General features: G+C 56.4%; 14 protein-coding genes. 7 read left to right on the plus strand and 7 right to left on the minus strand.

Annotated elements, in window-relative coordinates; genetic code table 11:
* Window positions 1-212: hypothetical protein (locus PUT78_RS21595; RefSeq protein ID WP_274354327.1), on the plus strand; the 212-nt coding region annotated here is incomplete at its 5' end.
* 317 nt (window positions 213-529) lie between these two features.
* Here the strand turns inward: PUT78_RS21595 and PUT78_RS21600 are convergent.
* Together PUT78_RS21600 and PUT78_RS21605 are read right to left on the minus strand one after the other, a co-directional pair.
* A complete protein-coding gene (locus PUT78_RS21600; protein WP_274354328.1) occupies window positions 530-856 on the minus strand; it encodes a type II toxin-antitoxin system PemK/MazF family toxin in 327 nt (108 codons plus the stop codon).
* A complete protein-coding gene (locus PUT78_RS21605) occupies window positions 853-1071 on the minus strand; it encodes an antitoxin MazE family protein (protein ID WP_274354329.1) in 219 nt (72 codons plus the stop codon). The genes PUT78_RS21600 and PUT78_RS21605 overlap by 4 nt, the downstream gene beginning before the upstream one ends.
* A gap of 237 nt (window positions 1072-1308) precedes the next feature.
* Between PUT78_RS21605 and PUT78_RS21610 the strand changes: the two genes are divergently transcribed.
* From PUT78_RS21610 to PUT78_RS21620, 3 genes are all read left to right on the plus strand, one after another.
* Window positions 1309-2019 carry an IS6 family transposase gene (locus PUT78_RS21610; protein WP_274354330.1) on the plus strand — a complete coding sequence of 237 codons (711 nt, stop codon included), beginning with the start codon at window positions 1309-1311 and terminating at the stop codon, window positions 2017-2019.
* 149 nt (window positions 2020-2168) lie between these two features.
* Window positions 2169-2345, plus strand: coding sequence for a hypothetical protein (locus PUT78_RS21615; protein ID WP_274354331.1), 177 nt, complete (start codon window positions 2169-2171; stop codon window positions 2343-2345).
* 164 nt (window positions 2346-2509) lie between these two features.
* The gene (locus PUT78_RS21620) at window positions 2510-3055 is read left to right on the plus strand and encodes a helix-turn-helix domain-containing protein (protein WP_274354332.1); all 546 of its coding nucleotides are present in this window, start codon (window positions 2510-2512) and stop codon (window positions 3053-3055) included.
* A 317-nt stretch (window positions 3056-3372) separates the two neighbouring features.
* On the opposite strand, the gene PUT78_RS21625 is transcribed toward PUT78_RS21620, so the two are convergent.
* The 4 genes from PUT78_RS21625 to PUT78_RS21635 all read right to left on the minus strand — a co-directional run bounded on the left by PUT78_RS21625 (window position 3373) and on the right by PUT78_RS21635 (window position 8159).
* Complete coding sequence (locus PUT78_RS21625) at window positions 3373-5352, minus strand: TRAP transporter permease (protein ID WP_274354333.1); 1980 nt, start codon at window positions 5350-5352, stop codon at window positions 3373-3375.
* Window positions 5353-5585: 233 nt separating this feature from the next.
* Window positions 5586-5822 (minus strand): DUF1850 domain-containing protein, encoded by a 237-nt coding sequence (locus PUT78_RS23925; RefSeq protein WP_420793546.1) that lies wholly within the window; start codon window positions 5820-5822, stop codon window positions 5586-5588.
* Between the two features lie 91 nt (window positions 5823-5913).
* On the minus strand, window positions 5914-6873 hold the full coding sequence (locus tag PUT78_RS21630; protein ID WP_274354334.1) for a TAXI family TRAP transporter solute-binding subunit: 960 nt from the start codon (window positions 6871-6873) through the stop codon (window positions 5914-5916).
* Between the two features lie 344 nt (window positions 6874-7217).
* Window positions 7218-8159, minus strand: a complete 942-nt coding sequence (locus PUT78_RS21635; protein ID WP_274354335.1) for a serine hydrolase — start codon at window positions 8157-8159, stop codon at window positions 7218-7220.
* Window positions 8160-8239: 80 nt separating this feature from the next.
* On the opposite strand from PUT78_RS21635, the gene PUT78_RS21640 reads away from it, so the two are divergent.
* From PUT78_RS21640 to PUT78_RS21645, 3 genes are all read left to right on the plus strand, one after another.
* Complete coding sequence (locus tag PUT78_RS21640) at window positions 8240-9106, plus strand: LysR family transcriptional regulator (RefSeq protein WP_274354336.1); 867 nt, start codon at window positions 8240-8242, stop codon at window positions 9104-9106.
* A 646-nt stretch (window positions 9107-9752) separates the two neighbouring features.
* On the plus strand, window positions 9753-10106 hold the full coding sequence (locus tag PUT78_RS23930) for a LacI family DNA-binding transcriptional regulator (RefSeq protein ID WP_420793547.1): 354 nt from the start codon (window positions 9753-9755) through the stop codon (window positions 10104-10106).
* Window positions 10107-10137: 31 nt separating this feature from the next.
* Window positions 10138-11583: an ISKra4 family transposase gene (locus PUT78_RS21645; RefSeq protein ID WP_274354337.1), complete on the plus strand. Its 1446-nt coding sequence runs from the start codon at window positions 10138-10140 to the stop codon at window positions 11581-11583.
* A 104-nt stretch (window positions 11584-11687) separates the two neighbouring features.
* Here PUT78_RS21645 and PUT78_RS21650 read toward each other — a convergent pair whose 3' ends face one another.
* Complete coding sequence (locus PUT78_RS21650) at window positions 11688-12308, minus strand: substrate-binding domain-containing protein (protein WP_274354338.1); 621 nt, start codon at window positions 12306-12308, stop codon at window positions 11688-11690.
* Between the last annotated feature and the right edge of the window lie 126 nt (window positions 12309-12434).

The following is a 12434-nucleotide window of genomic DNA, read 5'->3' on the forward strand; positions in this document are numbered from 1 at the left end:
TCAAACCGGGCGGACTGCCTCAGACCCTCCGTAATGCCAGCATCTACGAGTACCTTGCGGACACGCTGATAACGAACATCGAGCAGCCTGGCGACTTCCGTACGGAGGTAACCGGCGCGGATCAGCGTACGGATTTTGTCGGATGTTGTCCGGCAATCGCGGATCACCTGGTCAGCTGGCTGTCGCTCCATATCGCCTCCCTCTACATATGATAAAGGACATTATCATATATAGCGAAGTATCCGAAGCGCGGATCGCGCAGGCCCTGATCACCAGCTGGCTTCCGGCCAGGCCGGAAGCCATTGAGACGGAAACCGCTCTTTCTTTCACGCTCCGCTCAAGGTGCAGGCTTCCAGGTCATTTTCATCAAAGACGGTTTCACAGACTGCGTAAGGCGGGCCGTTAAACCATGATGTGTCATCATAATCCGAAATCCTGATGGCGATAATTGTCCGGGTCCCGATATCGGTGCAGCGCCAGACCCCACCATCAGTTCTGAATTCACATCCGATAGAAAAATCCGCGTGTTTCATCCGGCCAGCCCCAGAAACAGTGCCAGTGAGCGGTTCACGCTGACCATGGCGGTGTCATCGACATGCCCGAAAGCGGGGCCCGCTTTGTCAGCTTTTACGGTCATGGGCTTGTCCAGCATGACCTGGGAGGGCCTGCGCAGGCCGTTCTCCGCAGAAGGCTCCAGGGTCAGGCGCAGTAGGGGTGCATCGATGATGGTTGAGGTAAGCGGCAGGATCACGACCGATCCCAGCCCGGTAAACTGATCCGCCTGGATGACGAGGGCGGGCCGTGGTTTGCCATAGTCTCCCTGCAGGGAGACAGTCACCAGATCCCCGCGCCTCAAGTCCAGTCGTCCAGGTCAGACAGGGCGGCGTCCATGAAATCCGACAGGTCAGTATCGTTCTGGTCGGCTGCCGCGACAAGTGCTGCCTGGCGGCGGCATTCAGCGGCAAAGCCGGGGCGGCGTGTGTCCGGCACCCAGATCTGCACGGGCCGCAGTCCGGCGGCGCGCAAGGCATCGCGGCGCTTCTGAACACGTTCTGAAGTCGGTGTTGCCATGATTACGTCCTTTCGCGTTACATGTAACATGACTGGCGGAAGATTTCAATCTGTCGATCGTACAAAATAGTCGTCTGAATGGCAGAATGAGCACCATCCCGGCACCCATGTCCTAAGGACATGGGTGCCGGGATGGTGGGTTGTCAAGAAAAGGATGTTGCCAGAGACGCGCAGGAACACCGGGGGACTGTTGCATTAATCGCAGTGTCTTGCCAATTTTTGCTTTTGAGGTCCAGCATGCCGCGCAAATCGCCATTCAGATACCACCGCTTTCCGCGCGGGATCATCCTTTGTGCGGTACGTTGGTATTTGCGCTATCCGCTGTCATATCAGGACGTGGTCGATCTTCTTGCTGAGCGCGATATCACTGTCGATAGATCGACAGTTTTCCGTTGGGTGCAGAAGTTTGGGCCTGAAATCACCAAACGCACTGAGAAGCACCTGCGCCGTGCCAGCCTCGATTGGCATGTAGACGAGACCTACATCCGCGTTAGCGGAAAATGGCGTTATTTGTGGCGTGCGATTGATGCGAACGGCCAGATGGTGGGCTTCCGCTTGACCGTGCGGCGAGACGCAAAGGCCGCTAAAGCATTTCTAAACAAGGCAATCGAGCGTGTGCGGCTGCACCGGCCGGTCACGATCTGCACGGACAAAGCGCAGGCATACCGGCGTGTCATCCGTGAGATCATTCACCGATATGACCCGCATTTTGACAGCATCCGGCATATCGACCGGAAGTGGCAGAACAACCGGATCGGGAGCGACCACGCCGCCATGAAGCGGCTACTCGGATACCGGCAGAGCTTCCGTTCCTTGCCAACAGCAAAGGCAACGTTGAGCGGCATTGAGACGATCCGAACCATCAAGCGCAACCATCTGGACCACAAACAGCCAGGAGTCAGAGGCGAGATCGCGTTCATCGATCGCTTGTTCGAAACCGTTGCGTAACCTCAGCATATTTGACGTCACACGGCTCAACGAGATTAATGCAACAGTCCCGCGTGCATCGATGTGGCAGGGGCGGTTGACCCGACCTAGGCACCAGCCACTGGTAACGGATCTGTCTTGTCGCGGACCTTCAGGAATCGGGAATAAGCATGGCGCAGGAAGATCAGGCCCATGACGGGAATGAAGTATTTGTTGTTGGCGAAGTTCGAATTGGCGCGAGGGGTGTCTGCCGAACCCCAGAGGCGTTTTTAGGTATTGCTGATCTGCTCGGCGTTGATGATGTGACCGCCCCAACAGGGCGAATCCGGACCCTAGCAGGCCGCTGAAATAGTCCCATCTCGACAGCGATTTGAGAACATGATTCACCCATAGGTCGGTAGAATCGCGGCGGACATGCCTGCGCTGTTTGTCCGTCTCTGCCAGTTGCGTTCTATGGTGTTTTGTATCAGAACTTAGACGACAGGCATGCGCCGCAAAGCCGGGGAGCGTTGTGACGGATATTGACAGGATCAGTTTTACCGATATCGGGGCACGACTGCGTGCGCACCGGATCGGGCGCGGATTGGGGCCGGAAGAACTGGCGCTGCGTATAGGCATTTCCCGCGCAGCGCTGTATCGTGCCGAAAAGGGCGAAATCACCAAAATTGAAACACTGGCTTCGATTTCGCGGGAATTGAAGGTTTCGTTGCCCACGCTTCTGGGGGTGGGGGTTGAGTATATTCCGAACGCGCTGGCGTATTTTGAACGGATGCGGCAGGTTGAAGATGATGCCGAGCAGATCATCGGGTTATTCAGTCCGATATCCTATCTGGTGACAACGCAGCGCTATGATGCGATCTTGCGGGATGTTTTCGCGGAATCCGTCCCCGCCGCAAGGCAAATCGAAGCGCAACGGATTCTTGATACTCTTTTGCTAAGAAAACAGAAGTTTGCACTGCGCAGGCCTTTGCTGGTTTCGGTTATCTCCACCACTGAAATCGAGGGTTTTCTGCGCGATGGGCTGGAAGGGCGGCATGGCCTGCCGGACGAATGTTGAATTCCAAGAGGAATTGACCCATTTTTCCAGAACGTCGTGACCCACTGGTATCAAAGATTCCGCTGACTTTTCATGAGTTTATCATAGTTCAGAGGGGTCAGCGCCAAATGGAAAAATGGGTCAATCCGAGACGAAAATCAACAAACAGGGAAGTGTGACACTTCTACTTTGCAGATGTGGGACATTTTAACTTTGCGGCTACACAGGTCACAGCCAATAACCAGCATTATGTTAAGTAGTGGCTTTAATCATTTCTGAAACTTAGAATAATTTGTCCTGAAAGCAGCGAAAAAATGGGCAAGAGCGGCGGCGTTCGCTCAGATTGGCACGTCGCGGGCTGTGCGTGCAGTCAACCAGTTAATTGCCAGCACAAACATGATTGCGATTGCGCCTACAACCTCGATGATGAAGTCAGGCCAGAACAGCGCTGCGATGGCGGGCAGTGAAACCAGACGCGAGATCACATCCATCCGCCCGAACAGCCAGCCCTCAATTGTAGCCGCAAAGGCCACCAGCCCCAGAATGGCGGTGAACCCCGTCCAGAGGACGACAGGCATCGGCCCGCCATAGATAATCTCGGGGTTGAACACCATGAACAGCGGAATCAGATACAGCCCCTTGGCGAATTTCCACGCCTGGATGCTGGTTTCCATCGGCTTTGATCCTGCAATAGCCGCCCCCGCAAACCCCGCGAGCGCCACTGGCGGTGTCACATTGCTATCTTGCGAATACCAGAACACCACCAGATGTGCGATCAGAAGCGGGATACCGAAATCATTGTGCAGTGCAGGCCCCACCAGCACGATCAGCACAATATAGCTCGCTGTTACTGGCAACCCCAGCCCGAGGATGAGCGAAGCGATCAACACCAGCCCAAGCGCAATTACGATATTGCCACCTGAAAGTGAGACCATCATTGACGAGAATTTCAGCCCCAGCCCGGTCATTCCTACAACGCCTACAACGATTCCGGCAACTGCACAGGCGATAGACACGGCAACCGCATTGCGTGCGCCAAGCTGCAGGGACTCGAACACCATTCGCCCTCCGCGCGCCAGCGATGCATATACCCGCGTGCGGGTTAGCGGACCATCGGTGTAAACCGACCAGGCCCCACGCAATCCTGCCACCCCGATTACAGCAAAAATTGCCCAAAAGCCCACGCGCATGGGTGATATGTTGTTTACCAACAGCCACACCATCAGCACCAGTGGCACGATGAATTGCCAACCTGCCTTCAGTACCTGCCGGACAATCGGCAATTCGGTCGCCGACAGACCGCGCATTCCCTGCTTCATAGCAACGATATGCACGAACAGATAGACAGTTCCCAGATACAGGATGGCCGGAAAGATCGATACCAGCACTATCTCGATATAGGGCACACGCGTGTATTCCGATATTAAGAATGCGCCTGCGCCCATTAAAGGCGGGGTGATCTGTCCACCAGTCGAGGCTGCAGCTTCTATGCCCCCTGCCTGTTTGGGCTTGTAGCCCAGCCGCTTCATCAGGGGGATGGTCAAGGCCCCGGTGGTGACAACATTCGCCACGGTTGAACCCGAAATCGACCCCATTCCCGCCGAAGCGAGCACCGCCGCTTTCGCAGGCCCCCCGGGCTTTCGCCCCGTTGCGGCGAGAGCAAGATCAATGAAGAACTTACCCGCCCCGGTCTTTTCCAAAAATGCCCCGAAAAGGACGAACATAAACACGAATGTCGCGGCCACGCCCAATGGTAGGCCGAAAATGCCTTCCTGCCCAAGGTAAAGCTGCCCCACCAGTCGTTCCACGCTTGCGCCTCGGTGCGCCAGCAGATCGGGCATCCATTCCCCCAGTGCAGGTAGCGCTCCGCGGGATCCCGCCAGTGCGTAGAGGATCGCCACCACGCCAACCGCCGTCAATCCCAGACCCACCGCGCGTCGGCTCGCCTCAAGCAAAGCGAGTGTGCAGATTATTCCTACAGTTATATCAGTGGCTGTCCACCAGCCGGCCCGGGCAATGATCTCATCCAGATTCCAGATGATATAGAAACTACTCAGGAAACCCGCGACGATGAAGGCCGCGTCGATCAACCAGCCCAGCATACCACGAGGGCGAGTCTGACCAAAGACAGGATAAATCATAAACGCCAGTACCAGCACGAAACCCAGATGTGCCGATCTCTGATAAAACAGTCCCAGCGGTTGCACGCCAGCCGCATAAAGTTGGAACAGTGACATGGAAATTGCAATTGCAGTAATCAACCACAGCACCGGCCTCGGCTGATGGGCATCGGCAGATCGAAGGTTCTCAGGGATCACTCCGCCTTCTAGCGGCCCGGAAGACAGGGAAGGTGGCGTGGGCAAGGTCTGCGAATTTGGCTGCGTCATCGGATCCTACTGTCATTATTCCAAAGGCATAAGTGTCAGCGTCAGCCGCGTGCGTAGCGGCAAGTTTATTTAAGCACCTTCATGCGGGACCAGTCGGTGACGAACGGCCAAGCCACCTGTGCGCAGCACGAGCCGGTTTCCGTGCAGTGCCATGTCCAGCCCTTCTATCCAGTAACCGCCCCGGGCGCGGCAACTAATGTACCGCGTTGCGGATGCATGCCCAGACCAGCAGAGAAATCATGCAGGAAGCTGCGCGTCAGAACCAGTTGCGCATCACGATTCTCAAAACAGTCAGTTACAAGACCACCAGTCACTGAATGCGCCCAATGAAGGCAGGTTTCGCTACCTTTCGGCAAGGGTGCCAGGGCCACTGCGGCCTCGGGCGTTGATACAAGTAACACGCCTGCCCGCAATGGGACGGGCAGGAACGTGATCAGGGCGACGAGGACGAGATGAGAAGCGTGTCTGCTCGTCTGCCCTGGAATGCCTTTTTCACGGCCGTTGATGGTGCCTTAGTTCGATGCCCAAACCCTCAAAGTAGCGGGCGGCGCCTGCATGGAATGGGATCGGAGCCGCGTCCATCGTGAACTCTATTGTGGTGTCAATGGCCGCGGGGTGAACAGCGATCAGTTCGTCCAGATTCTCAAACAGTGCCTTAACGATGTTGAACGCCATATCCTCATCCATGTCAGCGTGCGTTATGAGCACATTGGGCTGGGAGATGGTCAATACACCCTCATCTACGCCTTCATACAAGCCCGCACGCAGGGTGTAGGGCGCAAGCGTAGGCTCGATCGAAACCGCTGCTTCGATCTGTTCCTCACTAAACGGAATCATCCGGATGGATCTGGTAAAGGCAAGGTTCATGATGGCTGGAGTCGGCGGGCCTGCGAGCATGAACGCAGCTACGATGTCGCCGTCACGCAATGCATCACCGGCCTCGTTCAGATTTAACCTTTGGGGCGAAAAATCATCGAAAGCTATTCCATTTGCGTCAAGGATCACGCGCGTCAAAAGCTCTGTGCCCGATCCCGGCGGTCCGACTGCAACGCGTTCTCCTGCTAGATCGTTGATGCTTTCGATCCCGCTATCGGCCAGGGTGACGAGCTGCATTGCACTTGGATAAATTGCGGCGAGTATGCGCATCTCCGGGATTTGGCGGCCTTCAAATGCGCCTTCGCCATGGAACGCCTGATAGACAGTGTCGCCTTGCGTGAGCCCCATGTCACTGTCGCCGCGCGAAATCAGTGCGATGTTCTCCACCGATGCGCCGGTGACTTCGGCACTGGCTGTCGCACCCTCGATATGGCGGTTAATGATCTCGGCCAAGCCTCCGCCGATTGGGAAATAGACGCCACCGGTTCCACCGGTGACAATAGACAATTCCTGTGCCTGAACTGGCGCCGTTAGCAGGGTTGCCGTTGTAGCAATTGCAGCAAGTCTGTAAATCATGGTTCTCTCCTGTTGGGGTGGATTTCGACAATCACGAAGCGGCTTTCCGCTTTATGACAAGTTCATCTTGTTCGTTCGGCTGGTTCAGTTTTTAGTCTCCGGCCTTTTTCCGCGTGCGGAAACGCCCAGCTTCAGGCAGGTCGCGCTGTTGCGCGCCAATACCTTGTTTCGCTATAATTTTATCAGGGAGGATACCCATTTCAGGCGCATTGCGTGAGGATTGGCAAAAAGCGCGTAATTCGGTCCTTGGTGCAGAGGTGCTATCACTGATATTCATGAAGTACCAGAACCCGCCAGAGGGCAGCGCCGGGACAGGTTAGGAAACACTGGCTTACGCGTGCCCGTCATTTGCTGTCACCTCCCAGTTCGTCGAACAGGAACCGGCCGATGCGAGGGAAGGCGTCGGGCACCTCTTCGGCAAGCCGCTTGCCCTGGGTCATGAGTACAAAGATCAGTGGCTTCTGCCCCGGTGCTTTCAGTCGTATCATGTCATGTTTGAACCAGGAGCTATCTGGATCGCCGGTCCAAAGGTTATGCCCTGCCTTGGACCAGATCCTGACGCCCCCCGGCATTTGTCCACCCAGAAACTCAGACAATTGAAAATTTGGATTCGCCGCATCGGAGCCAGAGGGATCGCGAAGCAGAGTCTTCTGCGCCCGGGCCAAAGCCGCTGACGACAAGGGCAGTTCCCCGCTGAAGATTGCTGCCATAAGCCGCGCGGCAGCAATGGGTGTCAGTACGTTCAAGTAGCCGCCGTTCAGCGCGGCAAATTGCGCCTCGCGTCCATAGCGCATGTCATCCATCAGCTTTTGCGTCAGGTTAATGCCCGACATCTCGGGCCAGTCCAGCGCTTCGAACCAGCGGTTCAGCCTTTCGCGTGCCGCCACCCAGTCGGAAAAATTCCGGCCATTCAGTAGCGTGTCGCCCGTGGTGCCGGTCAGAAGATCGATGACGTAATTGGTTGCAGTGTTCGATGACCACACGATCATGTCGCGCATCGCCCGGTCAAGTTCGGCTTGGGGCATCAGCCGCCCGCTTTCCATTTCGGCGAGGGCATGGACTAGGTGAAAGGTCTTGACCAGTGAACAAGGATAACAGCGCCAATGCCCACGAAAGGCGTGACCACTGAACCTGCCGAGCTCCTCCTCACGCAGGATAATGATCGCGTGATTGTCAGCCGTCAGCCCATCGACCGCGAAGTGCGACGGCAGTTTCTCCGCCAAGCGTGCTGCAGCCATCGACCAACTATTGTTTCCTTCAAAGAACACTAAATCCGCCCCACCCATCTTCTGTGTCCCAGCACTCTAGATCAGACTGCAGAATTACGATAATGAGAAATCAGGCATTGTTAATCGGATAACTGATAATGGATCTGGCTGAGATAGAAGTTTTCGGCACCTTGATGCGTGTCGGCACCACCATCGAGACCGCACGCGTTCTGGGCTTGTCGCAACCAGCTGTCAGCGACCGTTTGAAACGGATGGAGAGCCGGCTCGGCTTTCTGCTGTTCCTGCGCCAGGGAAACCGACTGGTCCCGTCGGCAGAGGCGGAGGAATTGTTTTCTCAGACATCAGAGATTTTTGCCGCGCAGAAAGAGATCCGCGACCGGATTGAGGAGATCCGAGCCAATCAGGAGCGCCCGATTACGATTTCAGCTACGCCAGCACTTGTCGAAGGGTTTCTGGCACCTCGGCTGGCAAGGGTGGGCTATAGCGGCTGGGCAAGAACCCTGCGACTTTGGGTAGGCGAATCCGACGATGATGTGCGCCAGGGCCGCGCGGATATCGGCGTGCAAATGGCACTGCCGCCACGCGCGGATCTGGTCGTGGAAACGCTGTGTGATATAGCGCTGGTCGCGGTGATGCAGGCCGATCATCCGCTGGCCCGCAAATCTGAGCTGATAATTCCGGACTTCAGGGGTCAGCCGCTAGTCAGTTTCGACCCAGATTGGTCTCCAATGGGAGCTGCGATCCGGCGCGCGTTCGTCACAAATGGCCTAGAGCACCGTCTTGCTTGTCAGGTCCCATTTAGCTCCACTGTTTGTCACATGGTCAGCGCCTGTGGCGGCATCGGTATTATCGACGCCATAACTGCGCAAAGCGCCGCAACGGACAACCTTGCTGTGCGGCCAATCCAGTCGCTTCCGCCGCTGCCCCTGTGTGCATTCCATCGGCGCGACAAGCCTCTGACTGCGCGGACGCAGGAGGTACTTCTGGCATTAAAGAAGCTATAGTAGCTCGGCCGCCCTTGTCGTCCGAACGTGCAGGTGCAATGATGCTCTACTGCAAAGCGGCTCTCCGCACGCGGGGAAACTGGCAACCGCGTTGACGTGCCCGGCCTAGTTGCGGCTGGTTGGACTCGCGCTTTGCTGGAGGGCGGCCTTCACTGGAGTGGACGTTCATCCTCGTCGCATAAGTATCGAGCCTCCCATGCCGCTGATATAGGAGAAGCGGGCGTCCATCATGAGTGGCAGACCGATTTTCAGCGATTGCTGTTCTCGAAATTCGAAAGCTGTTGCTTCGTTGCGGCCATTCGCTAGGTTAATTTGGTCCGTGTGCGCAAGATAGCTTTGTCGATCTTTTCCCGCCGAATCAGAACGGTGGGATATCCGTTGTAGTGATCGGTCTCACGATAGGTGTCTGGCTATGCGTCTAGAAGCACGTCCCTGATTTCCAACGAGCAGTGGACAACAAGATTTCCACCGTCTTTTCGATCCGATGATCGACTTTCCTCGATGCCTAGGGCTCGGCCGGACCATGAAAGTGCTTTTTCTGACCCCGGGAAGGCGCGTCATCAGTACGGCCCCGGATAGTGGACTGCTTGAGCGATACCGCTTAAGGTAGACATCGTTACGATATGGAAGAAAAAAGATGGCGCGCATGGTAACAATCCGTGATGTCTCCAAACACGCTGGCGTCGGATTGGGCACAGTATCGCGATTCGTGTCTGGTCGCGGATACGTGAAGCGAGAGACCGGTGAGAAGATTCGGCAGTCAATCCAAGAGTTGGGCTTCGCCCCAAATTTTCATGCCATGGCTTTGCGTGGCGCAGTCGGAACAAGCGTTGGCGTCGTTGTCCCGGACATCTCAAATGCGCTTTCATCGTTCGTGGTTAAAACTTTGGGTGATTGTCGCGTAGCCTTTAAATGCGGCATACGAAAGTCAACGAAATCAATGGGGCTGCTTGAGACCGTTCAATTCCCTGGGGTGCATTGCTGGCCGAAGCGGGCTTAAACTCTGCCAGTCTTGGCAGAGGAGAGGCAGGATGCGCTGGAAAATCAGTATTGAGGGTTCGGACGAAATCACGCGGGGCCAACGTTTCGAATTTGAGATCGAGAAGAGCCTCGAAGATCTGGCCGCCGGTAGCCTCGGCTTGTCGATCGAAGAAGGCAAAGCAATAATGGCCTCGCTTCGGCGGCACATCGTCGAGCAGCAGTGCGCCCTGTATGCTCTGTTCCGACGTCATTGCCTGGGGTGTGGCGGAACGCGACCGATCAAGGACTATTCGACCAGAACGATCCAGACAGTTTACGGCGCAGTCACCGTGGAGAGCCCACGGCTGTACCCCTGCCGCCGTTGCATGCCCGGGGTTGATTTCACGATCACCCCGGTCTCCGAGCTCTGCCCCGACCGTGCGACCGCAGAACTGATGACGCTGACAGCCAAGCTTGGCGCACTTATGCCCTACCGGTTAGCGGCGGAAGTTCTGGCCGATTTTCTGCCAGGGCAGACACCAACTCGACACACGACCCTGCGACATCGCACGCTGGCGGTTGGCAAGCGACTGGAAGAAAAGGAAGAACAGCGCATGCTCTTTGAACTAGTTGATACGCAGGAGCGTCGTCAACGCGAGTTGCCGCTGCCTAGAGACCCAAAACGGGAATTTGTCCTTAGCATCGATACTGCTCACATCCCGCAGATACGAGGCCATGAAACGCGAAGTTTCGAAGCGGTCATCTGCCATGCAAGCCGTGGCGGGGTCGGATCCGACCGAGGAGTTCTGTTCGCCTTTTCTGGTACATCGCGACGGAGAATGAGGGCAGAAGGTCTGCTTGCCCTCAAACGTCTCGGATACGAAGGCAAGGGCGATATCACCGTGATCTCCGACGGTGAAGAATGTCTGAAGCGCTTGAAATCAGCACTTCCGCAGCCAACCACGCACATCCTCGACTGGTTTCACATTGCCATGAAGCTGCGCCCCATTGAGCAGACTTCCAAGTGGTTGGCGCGCCGAATGCTGCCGGACGAGCAGGAGGAATTTCTGGAGGATATTGCGGCGGTGAGATGGCGCCTTTGGAATGGTAAAACTGAAAGGGCAATTGACCTGATCGATCGCTTATTTCACGATCTAAAGGCAGACGAACATGGCAACTCTGTGGTAGTCCCGCTGCGAGGCGGTCTGTTGAACTTGCGCACTTACATCGAGCAGAACCGGGGTTCGATCGCCAACTACGGCGCAAGATATCGTGAAGGGAAACGGATCGCCTCCACAGCCGCTGAAGCGAGCGTTAACAATCTTGTCGCAAGGCGAATGGTCAAGAAGCAGCAGATGCGTTGGTCGGAAAGAGGAGCAAACCTGCTTCTTCAGGTTCGCGTCGCCCTTGCCAATGGCGATCTTGCGGTACGTCTCGCCTACCGTCCGCCCGTGCAACCGCGGCAGACCATCATTTCGCCATTCGTGCCGGTGCCGCTCTTTCAGCGTGCCGCTTGACCCCAGGTATTTGAACGGCCTCAATCAGGAAGAGGTAGAGGCAACTGTCATCGTTGAATTCGAGGGTAGCATCGCAACGCTTGAGCGCAAGGGCGTGGAACCGATCATGGAACTGGACACCCAGGATCGCTCTCGCCTTCGATCAGCTCAATGGGCCACACGCGCGAACCCGGCGGGGGTGCAACTGTTTCCCTGTAGGCGGGCATTGTCGAGAGCAGAGTCTGTGCCAGCGCCCTTCCAAGGCCATGAAGGTCGATGCGAAAGCAGGTAAGGGCGGGCGAAATATAGCGTGATTGAGGACTTTCCCGAAAGCCGATGATCCCCATGTCACGCCCGGGCTCAATACCACCATCGCGCAAGCCACGATAAAATCCGACCGAGGTCAGTTCGTTGACAAGAACCATGGCATCAGGCCTGTCGGGTCCGCTCAGGAGATGCTGCGCCAGTTGGTATCCACCTCGCTCGTTGGGCGGTGTCCGGAAGATATACCGGTCATCAAGTTCGATGCCTTTTGCAAGCAGGGCCATGCGCGCGGATTCGATGAAGATCTTTCCCAGATTGGTGTCGTCGGAAGCCGACGAGATGGCAATTTTCCGATAGCCGCGATCGAACAGACGTGTGACTGCGCTCTTGGCAAATCCCTCAAAGTCAAGATCGAACCAGGGTTGCCCGAGATCGGTCTCGCTGCGACCAAGGGCAATGAAGGGGATCTTGCGCTTGACCATGCGCATTTCGCGGAATTTGGGCAGTGATTTCGCGTGATCTCGGGCACGCGTTTCACGGCATCGCGGGCAGCCATTTCACGCCCTCGGGCAGGCTGGCCAACAGGTTTCATAGAGTCAGGTCTGGGC

This window comes from Roseinatronobacter alkalisoli (assembly GCF_028745735.1).
GTDB classification, from domain to species: Bacteria; Pseudomonadota; Alphaproteobacteria; order Rhodobacterales; family Rhodobacteraceae; genus Roseinatronobacter; species Roseinatronobacter alkalisoli.

What these genes read in the sequence shown, in the direction of transcription:
- PUT78_RS21605 (WP_274354329.1), bottom strand. Translation starts at nt 1,071, where the DNA reads ATGGCAACACCGACTTCAGAACGTGTTCAGAAGCGCCGCGATGCCTTG.
- PUT78_RS21610 (WP_274354330.1), top strand. Translation starts at nt 1,309, where the DNA reads ATGCCGCGCAAATCGCCATTCAGATACCACCGCTTTCCGCGCGGGATC.
- PUT78_RS21615 (WP_274354331.1), top strand. Translation starts at nt 2,169, where the DNA reads ATGGCGCAGGAAGATCAGGCCCATGACGGGAATGAAGTATTTGTTGTT.
- PUT78_RS21630 (WP_274354334.1), bottom strand. Translation starts at nt 6,873, where the DNA reads ATGATTTACAGACTTGCTGCAATTGCTACAACGGCAACCCTGCTAACG.
- PUT78_RS21635 (WP_274354335.1), bottom strand. Translation starts at nt 8,159, where the DNA reads ATGGGTGGGGCGGATTTAGTGTTCTTTGAAGGAAACAATAGTTGGTCG.
- PUT78_RS21640 (WP_274354336.1), top strand. Translation starts at nt 8,240, where the DNA reads ATGGATCTGGCTGAGATAGAAGTTTTCGGCACCTTGATGCGTGTCGGC.
- PUT78_RS23930 (WP_420793547.1), top strand. Translation starts at nt 9,753, where the DNA reads ATGGTAACAATCCGTGATGTCTCCAAACACGCTGGCGTCGGATTGGGC.
- PUT78_RS21645 (WP_274354337.1), top strand. Translation starts at nt 10,138, where the DNA reads ATGCGCTGGAAAATCAGTATTGAGGGTTCGGACGAAATCACGCGGGGC.
- PUT78_RS21650 (WP_274354338.1), bottom strand. Translation starts at nt 12,308, where the DNA reads ATGGTCAAGCGCAAGATCCCCTTCATTGCCCTTGGTCGCAGCGAGACC.